A 19272-nucleotide genomic window follows, 5' to 3' on the forward strand; every position below is an offset into this window, starting at 1 on the left:
GGCTCACAACCAATCGCGGCGCTTGAACATCAGGTACAGGAGGTAGGAGAGGCCGAAGATACCCAGCGTGGACACCCAAACACCCCATTTCTGCTCATAACCGGGGTAAGGGACGTTCATGCCGTAGTAGCCCGAAATCGCCGTCGGCACGGCGATGATCGCGGCCCAGCTGGTGACCTTCTTCATGATCGAGTTGAGCCGGTTGCTCTGCACGGCGACCTCGGCCTCGCGCAGGTTCGTGATCAGCTCCCGCATCGACTCGGTCAGCTCCGCGGTGAACAGCGCGTGGTCCTTCACGTCCAGGTAGTACGGCATCATCGTGTCGTCCACGAGGTCGTGCTCGCGGTGCAGCAGCGACCCCAGCACCTCCCGCATCGGCAACGCGGCTCGCCTGAGCTGCACCAACGCACGCCTGAGCTGCAGCGCCTTGCGTCCGACGTGTGGTTTCTCCTCGTAGATGCGGTCCTCGAGGGCCTCGATGTCGTCGTCGAGCCGCTGCGCCGCCGCGTAGTGGCCGTCCACCACGTCGTCGAGCAGGCCGTGCAGCAGGAACGCGACACCGCTCGACGCCAGCGATGGCGCGCTGTCCCACCGCCGCTGCACGCCGTCCAGCTTGTAGTCCTCGCTCTCGCGCACGGTCACGAGCGCGTTCCTGGACACGAAGACGTCGACCTCGCACGTCTTGAGCTCGTGGTTCTCGTACCGGACCGCGTAGACGCTGAGGAACAGATGAGTGGGGTAGCGGTCGATCTTGGGACGCTGCCGCTCGGAGACCGCGTCCTCGATCGCGAGCTCGTGCAAGCCCAGTTCGTCGCGCAACAGACCTATCTCGTCTTGAGACGGCGCGCACAGGTCGAACCACACGACCGCGGAGTGATCTTCGAGATGCTCCGCGACCTTCGTGACGGGGAAGTCCCTGTCCACGAGTTCGCCGTTGCGGTACAAGCGGGTCCTACCCATGGGCGACAACGATACGTAGATCTACTCAGATGTGAGGTTTCGGCCCGAGTTCCCGCTACCCTCGATCCGGTGAAGGTGGACCAACCACAGCGCATTGGGGACTACCTGCTCTTGGGCAGGCTTGGTCGTGGTGCCATGGGAACGGTCTACCTGGGACAAGGCAGCGACGGACGCCAGGTCGCCGTCAAGGTGGCCCGCGCGGAGCTCGCCGACGACCCGCGCTTCCGCGAGCGGTTCCGCCGCGAGGTCCAGATGGCCCGAGCGGTCGGCAGCGCCGGCACGGCGGCCGTCGTGGACGCCGACACGCGCGCGCCCCGGCCGTGGATGGCGACGGAGTACGTGCCCGGGCCGACGCTGCAAGAGGCCATCGAACGGCACGGTCCGTTGCCGGAGCACCATTTGAGACGCCTCGCCGAAGGTCTGGCCGAGGCGCTCACCGCGATCCACCGGGCCGGCCTGGTGCACCGCGACCTCAAGCCGTCCAACGTGCTGCTGGGCGCCGACGGGCCTCGTGTCATCGACTTCGGCATCTCGCGCGCGATGGAGCACACCGCGCTGACCGAGACCGGCATGGTCTTCGGCACGCCCGGCTTCCTGTCGCCCGAGCAGATCACCGGTCAGGAGGTCGCGTCCCCTTCGGACGTGTTCGCCCTGGGCGCCGTGCTGGTCTACGCGGCGACGGGCAAGGGCCCGTTCGGTGAGGGCCCGACGGCCACGTTGCTCTACAAGGCGGCGCACGGCGAGCCGGACATCGACGGCGTGCCCAAGCCGTTGCGTCCGTTGGTGCAGAAGTGCATGCACCGCGACCCGGCCAAGCGTCCCGAACCGGCCGAGGTGACGCGCCTGCTCAGCCAGGTCGTGACGCCGAAGGCGCCGACCAGCAAGCTCCCCGCGCCGATGACGCCCGCCGCCGCGACGTTCTCGACGTCGCGGTTCGTGCCGATGGCGTGGGGCGGGCTGAACCTCGCCGTGGCCCTGCTCGCCGCCGCGATCGCCGACCCGGCCGCGCAGGCCAACGGAGCCACGCAGCTGCTGGCCCTGGCCGCGTTCTGCGTGCTCGTCGTGCGCGCGGTGCGGTACTTCAGCGCCGCCGCCCGCCGCAAGGTCGTCATCGAGATCAGCCGCGAGGGCATCGCCACCACGCGCAACGGCAAGTTCCACCAGTACTGGTGGTACGAGCTCGCACGGGTGCGCGTGGTGCCGCACAAGAAACGGCCGTGGGTCGTCGTCTGGCTGAAGGACCCAGCACCGCGCCGCTTCTTCGGCGCGCACCACGGCGGTGTGCGGGTGTTCCCGATCGCCCACGAGCGCACCAGGCGGCGGCGCGAGCGCGACGTCGCCGAGCTGCGCGCCGCCCTGGCCTGGTACCTGCCGCGCAGCTACGACGGGCGCTGATCGGTCCACTCGTAGGTCATGGAGACCGTCAGAACCGGCGTGCCCGGCGGCAGCTTGCTGTCCGCGGGCGCCGCCACCTCCGTGCTGACGACCTCACCCGTCTCCGGGTCGACGCGGAACGAGGTCAGGCCGCCGTCGACCGACAGCGCCCCGTCGTTCCAGCGGACCTCCGGGGACGCGGCGAGCTCCCGGTAGGTCGCGGCCTTCTCCTCGTTGGTCGTGTACGGCGACAGCAGGCGCGACGAGGCGCCCTCCAGCTTCCGCGTGGGGTCGGCCGGCAGCGGCAGTCCGAGGCTCGACTCCTTGCAGGGCGTGGAGGTGCAGAACGTGCTCCACAGCTGAGGGCCCTTGTACTCGATGGCCGTGAGGCGGTCGAGCGGCTCCTGGACGCCGGTGACCGCGCGCTTGTTCCCGGTGAACCGGCGGTAGATGACGACCATCTCGCCCTTCGCGGCGGGCACCCACGCGTCGATCTGGTACTCGAGCGCGGTGGCGCCGAACGAGCTGGACTCGCCCCCGATGGACATCGTCTGCCAGACCGCGTACCTGACGTGCCGGTATTTCGCGGACGGCTGCTCTGCCCGCTCCAGCAGCGCCGCGGCCTCCACCAACGAGGTGGCGGGCGCGACCGGCATCGTCGCGGCCGAGTCGCGCGAGGCGGGCCTGAGCAGCACGACCAGCCCGGCGATCAGCACCACCGTGACGGAGGCCGCCGCGATGCCGGCCCAGCGTCGCGACCGGCGTTCCGGCTTCTCGGCGAAGAGCTGTTCGCGCAACCGGGCCAGCCGCACGTCGTCGTCGCCCCGCACCGGGTACAGCTCGGCGAGGTCGTCGTCCAGCAGGTCACGCATGTTCCACTTCCTTCAGCTTCGCGCGCAGCCGGTGCAGACGGGACCGGGCGGTTCCGGGGTTGAGGCCGAGGGCGTCCGCCGTCTCCTGCACGGTCAGCCCGGCCAGCGACACGAGCAGCACCAGATCGCGGTCGTCCTGGGACATCCGCGCCAGCTCACGGGCGATCCGGCGCAGGTGCGAGCGGGCGTCGACGCGGGTGACCACGGTGTGCTCCAGCGACTCGGCGACACCGAGGTCGACGCCGTACCGTTCGGCGGTGCGCAACAGGCGCGTCTCGCGTTTGGCGTGGCCGCGCAACAGGTTCGTGGCGATGCCGTAGAGCCAGCCGACGACGCTGCCCTTCTCCGGGTCGTAGCTCTCCTCGCCGCGCATGGCGGCGAGGAACGTCTCGCTGACCAAGTCGTCGGCCACGTCGACGCCCACCCGCCGCGCCAGATATCGGTGCAGCGGATGGGCGTGCTCGTCGAACAGCTCCGCGAACATCACGCCCCCAGTTGGCTTCTCGCGGTGTCGGTGTTGCAGTGACCTGAATCACAGTGGACGGCCTTTCGATGATGGTCCCATGACCAACTGGACCGTGACGGCCACCGACGCCGCGCGTTCGCCGCTCAACCGCGAGTACAACGCCGAGATGATCAGCCGCTACTGGGGCCGTCCGACGAACGACGCCGAGATCGACGCCTACGAACGCGACGAGCAGGACCACGACGTGCCCGTCTTCCTCGTCGTGTCGCGCGATGGCAACGATGTCGGCTGTCTGGGCATGCGCTTCCTCGACAACGGTGTCGGCGAGCTGACGCGCATGTTCGTGCGCACGCCGTTCCGCGGGCAGGGCGCCGCGTCGGCGTTGCTCGTCGCGATGGAGGCCGAAGCGATCAAGCGGGGCATCACGTCGTTGCGGCTCGACACCCGCAAAGATCTCGTGGAGGCAAGGAGTCTGTACGCCAAGCACGGGTTCGTGGAGATTGCTCCGTACAACGCAGCCGAATACTCCGACCACTGGTTCGAGAAGAGGCTAACGTCCGCTCATCCGGTCGCGATGTCCTGAAGGGTCGGGATGACTCGCGCCAGGAGGCATTGAACATGCGGTTGCGTCCACTGGTGATGGCGGCTGCCATCACCACGGCACTGGTGGTGACCCCGGCCTCGGCGGCTCCCGCCGGCCGGGTGCTCGGATACGTCGCCAACAACGGCGGCGGGGTGTCGGTGATCGACACGGCCACGAACGCGGTGTCCACGACGATCGCTGACAGCAACGGAAACTCGCCTTACATGGCAGCGGTCGCGTTCGACGGGACCCGTGGCTACGTGACGAACTCCGCGCAGAACACGCTGACAGTCATCGACACGCCGACCAACACGGTCGACAAGTCCATTCCCGTCGGGTCTCACCCGGCGGGCGTCGCGGTCGCCCCCGGTGGCGGCTTCGTCTACGTCACCAACTATCTGGACGGCACGGTGTCCGTGGTCGACACGGCCACGCTGACGGTCACCGCGACCGTCACGGTCGGCTCGAACGCCGACGGCGTCGTCGTCACGAAGGACGGCAAGTCCGTCTACGTCACGCACGACGTGCCGGGACCGGGCACCGTCTCGGTCATCGACACGACGGCCAACGCGGTCGTCGCCACGATCGCCGTCGGCAACGCGGCGACCGCCATCGCGGCGTCGGCGGACGGCACGCGGATGTACGTGGTCAACAAGGGCTCGGACAGCGTCTCCGCCATCGACGTGGCCTCGCGCACCGTCGTCGGCACCGCGGCCGTCGGCTTCACGCCGCACGGCATCGCGTTGGCGCCCAACGGAACCCGCGCGTACGTGACGAACAGCGAGTTCGACTCGGTGTCCGTCGTGGACCTCACGACGATGACCGAGCTGCAGAAGATCTTCGTCGGTGACCGCCCGATCAGCGTGGCCCTCACGCCGGACGGGGCCTCGGCCTACGTGACGAACTTCAACAGCAACACCGTGTCGGTCATCGACACGGCGTCCGGCACGGTCACCGGCACCATCGCCGTGGGCCAGCGCCCGGTGGGCATCGCGATCAACTTCGTGCCGCCCGCCGCGTCGAAGCTCGTGTCCGGCTCCGCGCAGTTGCAACTGCGGCTACTCGGGTTCACGGTCCGCTCGCTCGACGCGACGCTGACCGACAAGCACACCGGGGCGCCGATCGCCGGCCGGTCGGTCGTCTTCCGCACGGTGAAGGGCAACCCGCTCTGCACCGCGACGACCAACTCGTCCGGCAAGGCCACCTGCGACGCGAACGTGGCGTTGCTGGTCGGCCTGTCCACCCTGCTGCAGGGCTTCACGGCCTCGTACGCGGGCGACAACGAGCACGGTGGGGCCTCTTCGCACGGGTACATCACTCTGCTCTAGTCAACGCTTGTCATGGTTGTTACATCCCTTGACTCGGTCGAAATGCCCGGCATAACGTCCGGGTCGAGGGATGTACCTCCGGTGACCGCCGCCCCGGTTCACGAGGGGAGTGTCCGTGGCGGTGAGAACGCTTGCTGTCGTCGCGCTGGCGTTGGGGCTGGTCGTACCACCTGCTCAGGCGGGTGTCGAGGGCCCGCGGGCGGTGGTCGACGTTGCCGGTGGGGCCGTCACGCTGGCGGTGACGCATCGGGGCAGGACCGTCGTGAGGCCGTCGCCGGTCGGGATCATGACCGAGCGTGCCGACCTGTCTTCCGGCCTCTCGTTGACCGGCAAGTCACGCCGGGCGATCTTCGAGCACTACCGCACGACGTCCGGCAAGAAGCGGGACCGGGTCGTGCGCGCCACCGAGACCACCTACCGGTTCACTTCCTCTGCTGGTGAGCTTGGCTTCGTGGTGCGCGAATCTCCCGACGGCGTCGCGTACCGGTACGAGTTGCCGCGGAACTTCGGCGCGGTGACCGGTGAGGCCTCCGCCTTCGTGCTGCCTCCCGATTCGGTGGCGTGGCTCGCGAAGTTCCGCCGTGACTACGAGAACCCGTTCCTCCAGACCACCGCCGGGTTCGCCGAGCAGGCCGAGTACATGCACCCGGCGCTGTTCGAGGTCGGCGGTTCGTACGCGCTGATCACCGAGTCCGATGTGGACGGACGCTACTCCGGCGGCCACCTCGTGCACGTCGGCGGCGGCCGGTACCAGGTCAAGCTGTGGGACTCCGCGGTCGCGGTGACCGGCGCGCTGAAGACGCCGTGGCGCGCGATGATCGTCGGTTCGCTGGCCACCGTGGTGGAGTCGACGCTGGTGGACGACCTCGCGCCGGCCTCGCGGGTGCGCGACACGTCGTGGATCGAGCCCGGCCCCGCGGTGTGGTCGTGGCTCGCCGGTGGCCGTCCCGTGCAGCAGGACCTGGTGCGGCAGAAGGAGTTCGTGGACTACGCGGCCGCGCGCGGCTGGCCGTACGTCGTGGTCGACGCGGGCTGGTACGACGACCCGAACTGGCGGCAGACCAGCTTCATCCCCGAACTCGTGCGGTACGCGTCGGCGCGGGGCGTCGGCATCCACACCTGGGTGCGGTTCAGCAGCGTCGACACTCCCGAGAAGCGCGCGGACCACCTGCCGTGGCTGCACCGGTGGGGCGTGCGCGGCCTGAAGATCGATTTCATGGACTCCGACGGCCAGGAGCGCTACCGCTGGTACGACGAGATCCTGCCCGAGACCGCCCGAATGCACTTCCTGGTCAACTTCCACGGCGCCACGCTGCCGCACGGCATTCACCGCACCTGGCCGCACGTCATGACGACCGAGGCCGTGCACGGCGCCGAGAAGTCCAGCGGCCTCACCACTTCTCACCTGACCGCGTTGCCGTTCACCCGCAACGTCGTCGGCGGCATGGACTACACGCCCGGCGGCTTCCACCGGGCTCGTACCAACACCGATGGCGGTGAGCTGGCGTTGTCGGTGCTCTACGAGTCGGGCATTCAGAACCTGGCCGGGCGCCCGGACTCCTACGACGCCCGCCCGCTGGCGCGCTGGTTCCTGGAGCAGGCGCCGGCGGCGTGGGACGAGACGCGGCTGTTGTCCGGGCGTCCGACGGAAAGCGTGGTGATCGCTCGGCGTTCGGGTGACCGGTGGTTCGTCGGCGGGGCTGTGGCGGGGGAGGCTCGTGTCCTGGACCTGCCCGCGTTGGGTGGTGGACGGTGGCTGGTCGAGGTCGTGCGCGACGGTGCCGCCGGGCTGGTGAAGGAAACCCATGTCACTTCGGAGAAGCTGACCGTTCCGGTGGCTCGGGACGGTGGGTTCGTCGCGCTGGTCTGCCGTCCTTCGCGTGGTACCTGCGCTCGGCCTGTTCACGGCGTTCCGTCGACTTCTGTCGCTGTCACGCCTGCGGAGGTGTCGGTGCGGCCGGGGGAGGCGTTCGAGATGAGCGGCACGTTCACCAACACCTCGGACCGGCCGTTGTACGGCGTGATGTTCGCGCCGCGCGTGCCGTCCGGGTGGAGTGCATCCTCGGCGGTGAGGGCGTTGCGGGTCGCGCCGGGGCAGTCGGTGCACGGTAGGTGGACCGTCCGTGTCGGCGCGAATCCTGTTGCAGGCCTGACAGACGTGCCGTTGGTGGCGCGGTTCGCCGGTGCCGAAGCCGAGAAGGCGACGCGCGCACACGTGTGGAAACCGTTGCCCACCGGCCAGATCTACGTGGCCGGCAACGACCGTTCCGTCGAGGGCAGGACGCTGACCACCGGCGGCGTGCGGTTCGGCAAGGGCATCGGCACGACGCCCGCGGACAGGACCGTCGAACTCGGGACGTGCTCCCGGTTCGACGCGACCGTGGGCGTGGACGACGAGGTCGACGGCCGGGTGGACCGTGCGGGCGGCGTCGGCGGCACGGTCACGTTCGAACTGCTGGGCGACGGCCGCGTGCTGTACGCGAGCCCGCTGCGCCGGTCTGTGGACCCGGCGCTGCCCATCAGCGTGGATGTCGGTGGGGTGAAGGGGTTGACGCTGCGGGTGACCGACGGCGGCGACGGCACGAGCCTCGACAACGCTGTGTGGGGTGACGCGCGGCTGACGTGTTAGGCAGCCAGGGGAAGGTCGTTGCGGAGCGCCTGGACGTAGTCCTCGCAGGACTGGCGGCAGGCGACTCCGTGGACGACCTGCCACCCTGCGGGCACCTGCAGCACCGCGGGCCAGATCGAGTACTGGCCCGCCGGGCTGACCAGCACCAGGAACATGGTGTGAGCCTGAGCGAACGGGGAAGTCATGCCCCCAGGGTGACGTGGGACACCTATGGTCCGGCTATCTCTACGCTCAAGCTCACTCGTCCGCGTGGTTCCCGATCTTGGCCCGCGTGTGATTACGTGGTGCCCGTGACTGTGGAACAGGTGGTCCTCCTGGCCGAGGACGGTTCGGCCATCGGCGTCGAGGACAAGGCGGTGGTGCACCACGCGGCCACCCCGCTGCACCTGGCGTTCTCCAGCTACGTCTTCGACTCGGCGGGCAACACGATCCTCACCCGCCGTGCCCTGCACAAGAAGACCTTCCCCGGCCTGTGGACCAACACCTGCTGCGGCCACCCCCTGCCGGAAGAGGACATGGCCCAGGCCGTTCTGCGCCGCCTGTGGGACGAACTCGGCATGAAGACCCCCGAGCCCGAGCTCCTGTTGCCGGCGTTCCGCTACCGCGCGGAGATGGACGGCGTCGTCGAGAACGAGATGTGCCCGGTGTTCCGCGTGCTGTCCGACGACGAGCCCGTGCCGAACCCGGAGGAGGTCGACTCGACCGAACGGGTGGCGTGGGCGGACTACGCGTCCGGTGTGCTGGACGGGACGCGCGCGGTGTCGCCGTGGTCGCGGCTTCAGGTCGCCGAACTGGTGAAGCTGGGGCCGGATCCGCTGGCGTGGCCGGTGGGGGACCAGGCAGGCCTCCCGAAGGCCGTGAAGCTCGGGTCCTGATCACGACCCGGCGATCAGCGTCACCCCGAGGGTGATCATCACGGCGGCGATCAGGCCGTCCAGCACCCGCCACGCGCGTGGCTTCGCGAACAACGGCCCCAGCAGGCGCGCGCCGTACCCGAGCGCGACGAACCACGTGATGCTCGCGGTGACCGCGCCGACGCCGAACAGCCAGCGGCCGGCCGCGATCGAGCCGAGCAGCAGGAGCGTGTCGAGGTAGACGTGCGGGTTGAGCCACGTCAGCGCAAGCGCGGTCAGGACGGGGCGGGTGTTCGTGTCCTCGCCCGCCCGCAGCGCTGAGGGGTGGAAGGCCCGGCGCGCCGCCAGGAAGCCGTAGCCCAGCAGGAAAATGCCGCCCGCGATCGCGGCGATCGTGATCGCCTGAGGGAACTTCCGCACGATCGCGCCGAACCCGGCCACGCCCGCGGCGACCAGAATCGCGTCCGAGAGGGCGCAGACGGCGACGACCTTGGCGACCGCGTGCTTGCGAAGGCCTTGGCGCAGCACGAAAGCGTTCTGCGCGCCGATCGCGACGATCAGGGTCATCATGGTGCCGAAGCCGAGCAGCAGGTCAGTCACGCGGTCCACGCTATTGTCGCGGTCTTGATGAGACCAGCTACAGATTCTTACGTATCATTAGCGGCCGTGATGGATCTGGATCTGGTGCGCACACTGCTCGCCGTCGTGGACGCGGGCACGTTCGACGCCGCGGCCGCCACGTTGCACGTCACGCCTTCCGCTGTCTCGCAACGCATCAAGGCCTTGGAGCAGCGGACCGGACGCGTGCTGCTGGTGCGGGCCCGGCCGGTGCGGCTGACGCCGTCCGGTGAGGTGATCGTGCGCTACGGTCGGCAACTGCTCGCGCTGGACCAGGACCTGGACGCGGCGCTGGGCGAGGACGCCGTCGTGCGGGTGCCGATCGCGGTGAACGCCGACTCGCTCGCCACGTGGTTCCTGCCCGCGCTGCAACGGGTTTCGCCGTCGCTCCGGATCTCGTTCGACCTGCACCGCGAGGACCAGGACCACACGACGGCGTTGCTGCGGCAGGGACTGGTGATGGCGGCGGTGACGTCCTCGCGCGAGCCGGTCGCGGGGTGCTCGGTGACCAAGCTGGGGGAGATCCGTTACGCGGCAATGGCATCGCGGCCGTACGTGGACAGGCACGAGGCCGGACCGCTGAAGTCGTGGCTGCCGGACGCGCCGGTGGTCGTGTTCGACCGCAACGACGAGCTGCAGGACCGGTTCGTGCGCACGCTGACCCGCGGCCGCGGCGCCTCGGAGCACCGCCACTTCGTGCCGTCGTCCGAGGTGTACGTGCGGACGATCGTGGCGGGCCTCGGCTGGGGAATGGTGCCCCCGCAACAGCTTCAGGACGGCCTGGTCGACCTCGCGCCGGGCCGCACCATCTCCGTGCCGCTGTACTGGCAGCAGTGGAAGCTCGACTCGCCGGCGCTCAACGCCGTGGCCGAGGCGGTCGCGCAAGAGGCGGTCACAGCTCTCCGGAGTTAGCCTCGACGCCATGACCGGCGAACCGATGAACCTCAACGGGAAGACCGCAGTCATCTACGGCGGCGCGGGCAACGTGGGCGGCGCGATCGCGGCGGCGTTCAAAGAGGCCGGTGCCGACGTGCACCTGGCCGGCCGCACCGAGGCGACGCTCAAGGCGAAGGCCGACGAGCTCCACGCCCACTACGCCGTGGTCGACGCGCTGGACGAGGAGGCCGTGGACCGGCACGCCGCCGCGTTCGACCGGATCGACATCTCCGTCAACGTCACCACCGACAACGACGTCCAGGGCACGCCCATGATCGAGATGAGCGTCGAGGACTACCTCAGCCCGGTCGTGTCGGCCGTCCGGTCGAAGTTCCTCACCGCGCGGGCGGCGGCCCGGCACATGACCAGGCAGGGCGAGGGCGTCATCCTGTTCTTCGGCGGCACCGGCGAGCCGTCGGCGCACCGGAAGTGGCAGCTCGGCGGCCTGCTCGCGGCATTCGACGCGGTCGAGTCCATGCGCCGCCAGCTCGCGGCCGAACTCGGACCGCGGGGCGTCCGGGTGGTGACGCTGCAGACCGGCGGCATCCCCGAGTCGGTTCCGCCGGAGCACCGGGCGCCGATCGAGGAGGACATCGTCGGTGACACGCTGCTCGGCAGGGCCGCGACACTGGAGGACGTCGGGCGCACGGCGGTGTTCGTGGCCTCGGACTGGGGACGCACCCTCACGGGATCGCAGGTCAACATCACCTGCGGCAGCGTCTTCGGCTGAAAGCTGGTGAAAGCCTGTGCGCGAGCTGTCGGGTTCCTGAACCCAGGAACCCGGCGCGCTCACCGGGGCGTTGTCCGTTATGTGCTGATACCTCGACTAGCCGCCACCGGCGGTTCACTCGCCGTCGTCGCGACGGTGGCCATGGTCGGCCTGCTCGACCTGACCGTCGGCCCGCTGCGCCGCACGATCAGCGAGTACGCGCTGGGTGACTACCGCACGGTCTTCGACATCGCGGTGGTGTCGCTGGCCGTGGGCTCGCTCGCGATCCTCGCCGTCCTGGTCCACAAAGGACTGACGAGGTGGCGTTCCGGCGGGGCGATCGCGCTGACCCTGTGGTCGATCGGCCTGTTCCTCGTGGTGGCGTTCCCCAAGACGAACTGGGCCATGGGCACCAACGAACTGAGCGGCAGCATCCACCGGTTCGGCAGCATGATCGCGTTCGTCAGCCTGCCGATCGCCGTCATCCTGCTCGCGCGGCCGTGGCTCCGCGATCACGTGTGGGGCAAACATGCCAAATGGACGATGGCGTCCGGTTTGTTGAGCTTTGTCGCATTCATGCCCATCCTCTACGCCATTGTGATGGGCATGGCCTCCGACGTTCGGTGGTGGCGCGTGTTCCCGTTGGGCTACATAGAGAGGATCTTGCTCGCCGCGGAGGTGGCGGCTGTTCTGGTCGTCGGGCTGTGGGCCATCGCGGCAAGTAGGGTTGCGCCATGGCGAGTTGGGGAGACCTCGCGGATTACGTCCGCGCCGAGTACGACGTCATCCACGACGAGGACGAGGAGCTGAGGATCCTCTTCACCTTCGGGGACGAGGACGAAGGCGACGATGAACGCACGCAGGTCGTGATCATCGTCAGGGAAGTGCTCGACAAGATGCACGAGTGGGTGCAGATCGCGTCCCCGTGCGGCCTGGCCAAGGACGTGGACCTCCACGCGGTGCTGGCGGAGGTGGGCAACTCGACCGTCGCGTGCGGCCTCGCGATCATGGGGGAGCACGTCGTGGTGCGGCACTCGTTGCCGCTCAAGGACCTCGACATCCACGAGTTCACCGATCCGCTCCAGTTGCTCGCCGGTACCGCTGACACGCTCGAAGAACAGTTCTGGGGAGGCGACGGCTACTGATGTTCGACCTGACTCCCGCGGCTGATCAGCTCGCGGGCCTGGTGCGCAACGTGACGGACGGCGATCTCAAAGCGCCGACTCCGTGTCCCGGCTACACGGTGGGCGACCTGCTCGACCACGTGAACGGCCTGTCGGCCGCGTTCACGGCGGCGGCGCTCAAGACCCCGCTCGAAGGCTCCGGCACCGGCGACGCGGCCCGGCTGCCGCTCGACTTCCGCGAGTCCGTGCCGGCGAGGCTCGGGGAACTGGCGAAGGCCTGGCGCTCACCCGAGGCCTGGGACGGCATGACCCGCGCCGGTGGCGTCGACCTGCCCGGCGAGGTCGCCGGTGCCGTGGCGCTGGACGAGATCGTCCTGCACGGCTGGGACCTCGCCAAGGCGACCGGGCAGCCGTTCGAGGTCGAGGAAGGCCTGCTCCAGGTCGTGCACGGGTTCGTGTCGTCGATCGGACCGGACGACCGCGACGGCTCGCTCTTCGGAGCCGCGGTGGAGGTCGACTCGAACGCGCCTCTGCTCGACCGTGTCCTGGGACTCAGTGGGCGGAACCCCGGCTGGGCCTAGGTTAGGCTCTCCTAACGTGAGAGCCATTACGGTGCAGGTTCGGGCAGGGCTGGGCGTGGGACGTCTCGCCGCCGCCATGGATTCACTGGTGGAACTGCATCCTGAGCTGTGTCGTTCCGGCTTCGCGCACCACGAGGTCGCTGACCCCGCCGCCGCCACCCCCGCCGCCCTCGCGGAGGCGGAGGCGGGGCTCGACCTGCAGACCGGCGTCCTGATGCACGTGGTGTGGCTCGACGCCGGCCCCGCGCACTCCGGCCGGATGGTGCTGGTGCTGCACGACATCGTGGCCGACCGGCTGCCGCGCGTCCTGCCGTGGCTGGTGCGGGCCTGGAAGCAGCCCGCGCTGGTCAGTTGACCCTGCGCGCCACGAACACGTGCTCCCGGCCAGGCCGGTCGGGTGCGTCGCGCACGTCGACGACCTCGAAGCCGCAGCGCGTCAGGCTCTGCTCGATCTCGGGACGCGACCGGAACCGCAGCGTCGAGTCCGAGGAGATCACCGAGCCGTCCGGGAACTGGTAGGTGTGCCGGAACGACACGAACGGCAGGCTCACGTTGAGCAGTTCGAGCTGCTCGCGCACCCCGACCAGCACCCGCGGCTTCGCGCGTGACCAGTCCTCCCAGGCGCGGTGCTCCGGGCGGCGCGTCTCGAACACGAAGTGCCCGCCGGGCTTGAGCGCCCGGCGCACCCCGCGCAGCGTGGCCTCCCAGTCGTCGCCCAGGAACACCTGCGCGACGTTCCCGGTCATCGTCGCGAGGTCGACCGACAACGCGGGCAGCGTGGTCGCGTCGCCGTGGATCCAGGTCACCCTGGACTCCTTGGCGCGCGCGATCTCCAGCGACGCCAGCGCGGGATCCACCCCGACGACGGTCCGGCCGGACGACGCCAGCATCACCGCCAGGCTGCCCGTCCCGCATCCGACGTCGAGCACGCTCGCCGCCTCCAGTTCGGCCGCGATGCCGAGGTACAGGTTCAGGTCCACGCGCGGCCCGTCGAAGGCGTCGTAGAGCCGAGCCAGTCTCGGGTCGGCGAAAATAGCGTCAGGCATGCCACATCCTAGGTCCGACCACGAAGGGCATCAGCAACTCGATCACCTCGCGGTCAGGTCGTCCGTTGAGTTCTTCCTCGGCGACCCGTCGCGCGATTCCGGCCAGGAAGTCGGCAACCTGCACGCGGGCGTCGTACTGCGAGTCGACCAGCGTCAGGCTTTGCAGCCGTGGCGCGAGTTTCTTGAGCTGCCGGATACGTCCATCGGTGAGCGACAGCTGCTGGTCGTGCACGATCGACACCGGCCCGCCACCGGAAGTCTCCCACTGAGCCACCGCGCGCAGGATGGCGGGGAACAGTGGGTCGAGATTCCCGCGCGGACCACGGGCCCGCAGCAGGTCGTTGTACAGCTCCAGCGGCCCTGTCACACCACCGAACTCTGCACGCACCCGTGAGGCCAGGTACCGCCGTTTGTCCACGAGCTGAACGCGCGCCTTGCCCACCAATGGGCCGTCCGGCCCCAGGAACCACAGCAGCACCCAACGGTTCTTCTGCCGCAGCAGGTGGTTCGCCTTGTACTCCAGCGCGGGCGACTTGATCATCTCGCGGAGCGTCTCGACGCACCCCGAAGCCTCCTCGTGCGAGAGGAGAACGCCGGCGTGGGCGAAGACCGCGGTGACGCCGCCGACGAGCTTCTCGCCCTCGGAACCCGACTCGTCGCAGGCGATCTCCATCAGGACATCCGGAAGACCGGGCCGCGGGCGCGGAACGGCAGATGCGCGCCCGCCGGGATCAGGAACGCGTGTTCGCGCCGGACCCTCAGCACGTCGCACCCGGCGTCGGTGATGATCAGAATCGGACCGGCCTCGGGAAAGTCGGAGGCGCGTTCGAGCAGGTCGACACCGGGCTGCAGCACCGTTCCGCCGCGCCCGCGGACCTTCACCCTGCCCGCGATGTCCTCCACGGGCACGTATCCAGCGTCATATGCCATCGCATCACAGAAAACCACGCGTGCGGCGGGCACGTCACGTGCCGCGGCATAAGAAGCGATCGCGCCGAGCGCCTTTCCCAGCAACTGGGGGTCCATGGAGCCGGACGTGTCGAGCACGACGCCGAACGTCGGCCGCGCCTCCAGCGACTCCGGCCGCACCCAGCCGGGCCGTGGAATGTCCGGAGTGGACGCTTGCCGTCGCGACGCGCGGGCGTAGCTGCGACGCTTCTCCACGGCCGGAACGAACTCCTCGAACCACCGCGCCAGCTGGGCGTCCCACGAGAGCGGCGGGTGCTCCAGCGCCCGGATCTCCTCGACCAGTCCGGCGGGCAGGAGTCCGCGCGACGACGTGTGATAGCTCAGTCCCGTCAGCAACGCGCGCCGGTAGAACTCGTCCAGATCGGCCACGTCCGAAGGCCCGCGCAGAGGTTCACCGAGAAGGTCGCCCTGATGGTTGCCGCGCAACGTGAGCAGCTTGCGGTACCGCCGCAGATCCACCGCGATCCGGTCGTAAACGGACTCCGCCGAAAGGCCGCGCAGCTCCGGGTCGTGCAGAACGCCGGAAGGCGGGGACCCGACGCCCATCTCGACCAGCCAGCCGTTCACCACGAAGTCGGCGGCGATGTTCCACAGGTACGGATCCCGCCCGCCGACCCGGTCGCCGTGGCGCAGCGCGGCGTGCAGCATCTCGTGCGCGAGCACGAACCTCCACTCGGGCTTCGTCAAGCCCGCCAACGGGTTCACGTAGATCTCGGCCGCGGCCGCCGACACCGCCGCGATCGAGATGTCCCAGCCCCGCGCCAGTTCCGCGTCCGCCACGACCGTCATCGTCGACGCCAGCGCGCCCAGCAACGGGTAGTTCGACACGAACCAGCTCAACGCCAGATCCCACTCGCTGCGCACCGGCCGTGAGTCGGACAACGACGACCGCGCGCCACCCGCCACGTCGATCGCGGCCACGGCGGCGTTGGACAGTCCGGCGGCGAACCGATCGGCCCAGCGCTTCGGTTCCCTGGCCGGTCCGCCGCGCACGCACCGGCCCGGCTCCCACGACAGCGGGCGGGTGCCGAGCCGGATCGCGGGCTGGAAGTCCAGCACCTCGTCGCACGAGGCGGTGCCGAAACCCAGGTGCAGCAGGCAATGCGCGAACACCCACACCCATTCGGCCTCACGGGCCTTACGTGTCGGGTGCGCGCGCATCGACCCGTCCAGCGAGATGTCCGCCCACGGGTGGTCGGAACTCCGGCTCTCGTAGCTGCTCAACGGCGCGAACAGCGGATGCAGCCGGATCTGCGCGCGGGCGGCCTCGAAGTCCAGCGCGGCCTGGTCGACGTGGGCCTTTCCGCGCCGGCTCATGCGCGTGCGGCGACCAGACGCGGCAGGTCGCGCGTGACCTCGACGAGGAACCACGCGGGCAGCACGGGATTGCCGTCGTCGTCGGCCGCGATCACCATCTGCGCGATCTCCAGCGACAGCTCGGCCAGTTCCAGCAGCAGCGCCTTGCCCCGGTGCGCGAGCTGCTTGCCCGCCGCCGGTGCGTGCGCCTTGTCGTGCGGCAGTTCCTTCACCAGTCGCGCGCGGAACGCCTCGGCCAGGAAGTACAGCAGGTCGCGGTCCTGGGGAGCGGACGGCCAGCGGGCGTCACCGCGCAGCACGGACTCCAGCCCGTACGCGTGCCGCACGGTCTTCACGTACGCCTTGAACATCGACGCGTGGTTCGCGGTGACCGTGCCGAACGCCAGCACCTCCAGCAGGTCGTCGGAGATGTCGTTGCCGAACGAGTGCAGCGCGTCGGAGAGCATGTGCCAGCCACGTGGCGTGGAGAACGACTCCTCGACCTTCGGCGCCGCGCTCCACAGGTGGTCCGGGCGCTGCGTCAGGTACTCCAGCACCCACGGGTGGATGTTGCTTTCCCGTGCCCACGTCAGCCAGTCGCGCGCCGACGCCGTGAGGTGCACGTGGATCATGCGGTTCACGAGCGCGGACGCCATCGGGCGCGCCAGGGCGTTGTCGACCGCCCGGTTGCCGGCGCCGATCACGATCGAGCCCTTCGGCAGCTCGTAGGAGCCGATGCGCCGGTCGAGGATCAGCGAGTAGAACGCCTTCTGCACCTCGGGGGAGCTCGCGTTCAGCTCGTCGAGGAACAGGCAGTACGGGTCGTGCCGCGCGATGGACTCCGGCGGGGCGAACCGGGAACGGCCACCGACCAGTTCCGGAACTCCGATGAGGTCCTCCGGCGCGAGCTGCGTGCCGAGCAGCGTCACGCACTCCAGGCCCAGCTCGGCGGCGAACTTGCGGACGAGTGAGGACTTGCCGATACCCGGTGCTCCCCACAGGAAGACCGGCCGGACGACGGCGACGTGCAGCAGCACCTCCGGGAGCTGCGCTGGGGTCACGGTGACTTTGGATCGCATCAGGTGGTTGAGGATGCCTCATCCCACTTGTTCCGGTCGCCCGAATTTGTTGACAGGAGCAGTGGTCTAGTGCTGTGATTCAAGCCACCACTGATAGGAAACCTTCTTAACTAAATCGCCGCCGCGCCCTGCTGTTCCCCTTACACAGGAGGCACCCTGTGGCCAGACCCCTGTTCCTGGTCGTACCAGCAGCTCTCGCACTCGCTGTTGTTCCGGCCGTCGCCTTCGCCGCCCCGGTCCAGTACCAGGCGGAGAGCGCGACGATCGCCAACGGCCTCGTCGAGTCCAACCACGCAGGCTTCACCGGTTCGGGCTTCGTCAACTACGACAACGAGGTCGGCAGCTCCGTCGAGTTCACCGTGAACGCGGGAACCGCCGGTCCGGCGGCGCTCACGTTCCGGTTCGCCAACGGCACCACGGCGAACCGCCCGATGAACATCTCCGTCAACGGCACCGTGGTGGCGTCGAACCTCGCGTTCCCGGGCACCGGCGCGTGGACCACGTGGACCACCAAGTCCACGACGGTCACCCTCGCGGCGGGCACCAACACGATCAAGACCGTTGCGACGACGGCGAACGGCGGCCCGAACCTGGACCGCATCGACGTCGACGCCCAGGCGGGCACGCCGGACACCGTGGCTCCCTCGGTGCCGGGCGACCTGCGCTCGACGGGCACCACGTCGTCCTCGGTGTCGCTGGCGTGGAACGCGTCCACCGACAACGTGGGCGTCGCCGCTTACGTCCTGTCCAACGGGCAGACCGCGGCCGGCACCACGCACACCGTGACCGGCCTGACACCGGACACCGCGTACACCTTCACCGTGCAGGCGCGCGACGCGGCGGGCAACCTGTCCGGCGCCTCGAACTCCATCTCGGTGCGCACGCAGCCGGGCACGCCCGGCGGCACCAGGCCGCACGACATCAACGGCCTGCTGCGCGTGTGCGGTGTGCAGCTGTGCAACCAGTACGGCAACCCGATCCAGCTGCGCGGCATGAGCACGCACGGCATCCAGTGGTACCACCAGTGCGCCAAGTCCCAGTGGTGGGACGCGCTGGTGAACGACTGGAACGCGGACTTCATCCGCGTCGCCATGTACATCCAGGAGGACGGTTACGAGACCGACCCCCGCAAGTTCACCGACATGATGCACGGCTACATCGAGGAAGCCACGCGTCGCGGCATCTACGTCCTCGTGGACTGGCACCAGCTCTCGCCCGGTGACCCGAACTACAACCTGTCCCGCGCCAAGACGTTCTTCACGGAGATCGCCAACCGGCACAAGGACAAGACGAACATCATCTACGACATCGCCAACGAGCCCAACGGCACGTCGTGGGCGAAGGTGAAGTCCTACGCCGAGCAGATGATCCCGGTCATCCGCAACATCGACCCGGACAGCCTCATCGTCTCGGGCACGAACGGCTGGTCGACGTTCGGCCACTCCGACGGCGAGGACCCGTCGGTGGTGCTGAACAACAAGGTCAACGCGACCAACTTCATGTACTCGTTCCACTTCTACGCCAACTCGCACAAGCAGGCGTACATCGACGTCCTGAACCGCGTCTCCAGCGCTGTTCCGGTGTTCGTGACCGAGTTCGGCACGCAGACCGCGTCCGGCGGCGGCTCGAACGACTTCACGACGTCGCAGAAGTACATCGACCTGATGGCCCAGAAGAAGATCTCGTGGGCCAACTGGAACTACTCCGACGACGGTCTGTCGGGCGCGGTGTTCAAGACGGGCACCTGCTCCGGCACGAACTTCTCGGGTACCGGTGTGCTGAAGGAAGCCGGTGTGTGGGTGCGCGAGCGCGTCCGCACCCAGGACAACTTCCCGACCAGCTGAACTA

21 protein-coding genes are annotated in these 19272 nt (G+C 69.1%); 12 read left to right on the forward strand and 9 right to left on the reverse strand.

Annotated features, from left to right (window positions below):
- Positions 1–3: 3 nt before the first annotated feature.
- The gene (locus ACIQF0_RS04165) at positions 4–960 is read right to left on the reverse strand and encodes a magnesium transporter CorA family protein (protein ID WP_401024256.1); all 957 of its coding nucleotides are present in this window, start codon (positions 958–960) and stop codon (positions 4–6) included.
- A gap of 69 nt (positions 961–1029) precedes the next feature.
- Between ACIQF0_RS04165 and ACIQF0_RS04170 the strand changes: the two genes are divergently transcribed.
- Positions 1030–2355 (forward strand): serine/threonine-protein kinase, encoded by a 1326-nt coding sequence (locus tag ACIQF0_RS04170; RefSeq protein WP_360030405.1) that lies wholly within the window; start codon positions 1030–1032, stop codon positions 2353–2355.
- On the opposite strand, the gene ACIQF0_RS04175 is transcribed toward ACIQF0_RS04170, so the two are convergent.
- The gene (locus ACIQF0_RS04175; RefSeq protein WP_401024259.1) at positions 2340–3206 is read right to left on the reverse strand and encodes a hypothetical protein; all 867 of its coding nucleotides are present in this window, start codon (positions 3204–3206) and stop codon (positions 2340–2342) included. The two genes, ACIQF0_RS04170 and ACIQF0_RS04175, sit on opposite strands and share 16 nt — an antisense overlap.
- Positions 3199–3690: an RNA polymerase sigma factor gene (locus ACIQF0_RS04180; protein WP_401024261.1), complete on the reverse strand. Its 492-nt coding sequence runs from the start codon at positions 3688–3690 to the stop codon at positions 3199–3201. The genes ACIQF0_RS04175 and ACIQF0_RS04180 overlap by 8 nt, the downstream gene beginning before the upstream one ends.
- A 79-nt stretch (positions 3691–3769) precedes the next feature.
- On the opposite strand from ACIQF0_RS04180, the gene ACIQF0_RS04185 reads away from it, so the two are divergent.
- The 3 genes from ACIQF0_RS04185 (at position 3770) to ACIQF0_RS04195 (ending at position 8212) form a co-directional block, all read left to right on the forward strand.
- Positions 3770–4255 (forward strand): GNAT family N-acetyltransferase, encoded by a 486-nt coding sequence (locus ACIQF0_RS04185; protein WP_401024264.1) that lies wholly within the window; start codon positions 3770–3772, stop codon positions 4253–4255.
- A 35-nt stretch (positions 4256–4290) separates the two neighbouring features.
- Positions 4291–5583: a cytochrome D1 domain-containing protein gene (locus ACIQF0_RS04190; protein WP_401024267.1), complete on the forward strand. Its 1293-nt coding sequence runs from the start codon at positions 4291–4293 to the stop codon at positions 5581–5583.
- Positions 5584–5698: 115 nt separating this feature from the next.
- Positions 5699–8212, forward strand: coding sequence for a glycoside hydrolase family 97 catalytic domain-containing protein (locus ACIQF0_RS04195; RefSeq protein ID WP_401024270.1), 2514 nt, complete (start codon positions 5699–5701; stop codon positions 8210–8212).
- On the opposite strand, the gene ACIQF0_RS04200 is transcribed toward ACIQF0_RS04195, so the two are convergent.
- Positions 8209–8397 carry an MbtH family protein gene (locus tag ACIQF0_RS04200; RefSeq protein WP_330277491.1) on the reverse strand — a complete coding sequence of 63 codons (189 nt, stop codon included), beginning with the start codon at positions 8395–8397 and terminating at the stop codon, positions 8209–8211. The genes ACIQF0_RS04195 and ACIQF0_RS04200 overlap by 4 nt on opposite strands.
- 111 nt (positions 8398–8508) lie before the next feature.
- On the opposite strand from ACIQF0_RS04200, the gene idi reads away from it, so the two are divergent.
- Positions 8509–9087, forward strand: a complete 579-nt coding sequence (gene idi / locus ACIQF0_RS04205; protein WP_401027683.1) for an isopentenyl-diphosphate Delta-isomerase — start codon at positions 8509–8511, stop codon at positions 9085–9087.
- Here the strand turns inward: idi and ACIQF0_RS04210 are convergent, their stop codons facing one another.
- Positions 9088–9636 (reverse strand): LysE/ArgO family amino acid transporter, encoded by a 549-nt coding sequence (locus ACIQF0_RS04210; protein WP_401027686.1) that lies wholly within the window; start codon positions 9634–9636, stop codon positions 9088–9090.
- 99 nt (positions 9637–9735) lie between these two features.
- Between ACIQF0_RS04210 and ACIQF0_RS04215 the strand changes: the two genes are divergently transcribed.
- The 6 genes from ACIQF0_RS04215 (at position 9736) to ACIQF0_RS04240 (ending at position 13389) form a co-directional block, all read left to right on the forward strand.
- Complete coding sequence (locus ACIQF0_RS04215; RefSeq protein ID WP_401027688.1) at positions 9736–10596, forward strand: LysR family transcriptional regulator ArgP; 861 nt, start codon at positions 9736–9738, stop codon at positions 10594–10596.
- Between the two features lie 25 nt (positions 10597–10621).
- Positions 10622–11350: an SDR family NAD(P)-dependent oxidoreductase gene (locus ACIQF0_RS04220; RefSeq protein WP_401027689.1), complete on the forward strand. Its 729-nt coding sequence runs from the start codon at positions 10622–10624 to the stop codon at positions 11348–11350.
- Positions 11351–11431: 81 nt separating this feature from the next.
- Entirely contained in the window at positions 11432–12139 is a 708-nt protein-coding gene (locus tag ACIQF0_RS04225) for a DUF998 domain-containing protein (protein WP_401024274.1), read from the forward strand.
- Positions 12064–12474, forward strand: coding sequence for a hypothetical protein (locus ACIQF0_RS04230; RefSeq protein WP_401024277.1), 411 nt, complete (start codon positions 12064–12066; stop codon positions 12472–12474). The genes ACIQF0_RS04225 and ACIQF0_RS04230 overlap by 76 nt, the downstream gene beginning before the upstream one ends.
- A complete protein-coding gene (locus tag ACIQF0_RS04235; protein ID WP_401024278.1) occupies positions 12474–13034 on the forward strand; it encodes a TIGR03086 family metal-binding protein in 561 nt (186 codons plus the stop codon). The genes ACIQF0_RS04230 and ACIQF0_RS04235 overlap by 1 nt, the downstream gene beginning before the upstream one ends.
- A 16-nt stretch (positions 13035–13050) precedes the next feature.
- The gene (locus tag ACIQF0_RS04240) at positions 13051–13389 is read left to right on the forward strand and encodes a hypothetical protein (protein WP_401024280.1); all 339 of its coding nucleotides are present in this window, start codon (positions 13051–13053) and stop codon (positions 13387–13389) included.
- Here ACIQF0_RS04240 and ACIQF0_RS04245 read toward each other — a convergent pair.
- The 4 genes from ACIQF0_RS04245 to ACIQF0_RS04260 are packed head-to-tail and all read right to left on the reverse strand — an operon-like array spanning position 13382 to position 17424.
- Positions 13382–14080 (reverse strand): class I SAM-dependent methyltransferase, encoded by a 699-nt coding sequence (locus ACIQF0_RS04245; RefSeq protein ID WP_093588135.1) that lies wholly within the window; start codon positions 14078–14080, stop codon positions 13382–13384. The two genes, ACIQF0_RS04240 and ACIQF0_RS04245, sit on opposite strands and share 8 nt — an antisense overlap.
- Positions 14073–14753 carry an NAD-dependent protein deacetylase of SIR2 family gene (locus tag ACIQF0_RS04250; protein WP_401024283.1) on the reverse strand — a complete coding sequence of 227 codons (681 nt, stop codon included), beginning with the start codon at positions 14751–14753 and terminating at the stop codon, positions 14073–14075. The genes ACIQF0_RS04245 and ACIQF0_RS04250 overlap by 8 nt, the downstream gene beginning before the upstream one ends.
- Positions 14753–16366: a hypothetical protein gene (locus ACIQF0_RS04255; RefSeq protein ID WP_401024286.1), complete on the reverse strand. Its 1614-nt coding sequence runs from the start codon at positions 16364–16366 to the stop codon at positions 14753–14755. The genes ACIQF0_RS04250 and ACIQF0_RS04255 overlap by 1 nt, the downstream gene beginning before the upstream one ends.
- Complete coding sequence (locus ACIQF0_RS04260; RefSeq protein WP_401024289.1) at positions 16363–17424, reverse strand: ATP-binding protein; 1062 nt, start codon at positions 17422–17424, stop codon at positions 16363–16365. The genes ACIQF0_RS04255 and ACIQF0_RS04260 overlap by 4 nt, the downstream gene beginning before the upstream one ends.
- Before the next feature lie 158 nt (positions 17425–17582).
- On the opposite strand from ACIQF0_RS04260, the gene ACIQF0_RS04265 reads away from it, so the two are divergent.
- Positions 17583–19268: a cellulase family glycosylhydrolase gene (locus tag ACIQF0_RS04265; RefSeq protein WP_401024292.1), complete on the forward strand. Its 1686-nt coding sequence runs from the start codon at positions 17583–17585 to the stop codon at positions 19266–19268.
- The last annotated feature ends 4 nt before the right edge of the window (positions 19269–19272 follow it).

This window comes from Lentzea sp. NPDC092896 (assembly GCF_044754905.1).
Classification (GTDB): domain Bacteria; phylum Actinomycetota; class Actinomycetes; order Mycobacteriales; family Pseudonocardiaceae; genus Lentzea.

Coding starts and splice junctions, on each gene's coding strand:
- ACIQF0_RS04175 (WP_401024259.1), bottom strand. CDS start 3,206: ATGCGTGACCTGCTGGACGACGACCTCGCCGAGCTGTACCCGGTGCGG.
- ACIQF0_RS04215 (WP_401027688.1), top strand. CDS start 9,736: ATGGATCTGGATCTGGTGCGCACACTGCTCGCCGTCGTGGACGCGGGC.
- ACIQF0_RS04245 (WP_093588135.1), bottom strand. CDS start 14,080: ATGCCTGACGCTATTTTCGCCGACCCGAGACTGGCTCGGCTCTACGAC.
- ACIQF0_RS04180 (WP_401024261.1), bottom strand. CDS start 3,690: ATGTTCGCGGAGCTGTTCGACGAGCACGCCCATCCGCTGCACCGATAT.
- ACIQF0_RS04210 (WP_401027686.1), bottom strand. CDS start 9,636: ATGATGACCCTGATCGTCGCGATCGGCGCGCAGAACGCTTTCGTGCTG.
- ACIQF0_RS04235 (WP_401024278.1), top strand. CDS start 12,474: ATGTTCGACCTGACTCCCGCGGCTGATCAGCTCGCGGGCCTGGTGCGC.
- ACIQF0_RS04185 (WP_401024264.1), top strand. CDS start 3,770: ATGACCAACTGGACCGTGACGGCCACCGACGCCGCGCGTTCGCCGCTC.
- ACIQF0_RS04165 (WP_401024256.1), bottom strand. CDS start 960: ATGGGTAGGACCCGCTTGTACCGCAACGGCGAACTCGTGGACAGGGAC.
- ACIQF0_RS04190 (WP_401024267.1), top strand. CDS start 4,291: ATGCGGTTGCGTCCACTGGTGATGGCGGCTGCCATCACCACGGCACTG.
- ACIQF0_RS04220 (WP_401027689.1), top strand. CDS start 10,622: ATGAACCTCAACGGGAAGACCGCAGTCATCTACGGCGGCGCGGGCAAC.
- ACIQF0_RS04250 (WP_401024283.1), bottom strand. CDS start 14,753: ATGGAGATCGCCTGCGACGAGTCGGGTTCCGAGGGCGAGAAGCTCGTC.
- ACIQF0_RS04230 (WP_401024277.1), top strand. CDS start 12,064: ATGGCGAGTTGGGGAGACCTCGCGGATTACGTCCGCGCCGAGTACGAC.
- ACIQF0_RS04255 (WP_401024286.1), bottom strand. CDS start 16,366: ATGAGCCGGCGCGGAAAGGCCCACGTCGACCAGGCCGCGCTGGACTTC.
- ACIQF0_RS04200 (WP_330277491.1), bottom strand. CDS start 8,397: ATGACTTCCCCGTTCGCTCAGGCTCACACCATGTTCCTGGTGCTGGTC.
- ACIQF0_RS04260 (WP_401024289.1), bottom strand. CDS start 17,424: ATGCGATCCAAAGTCACCGTGACCCCAGCGCAGCTCCCGGAGGTGCTG.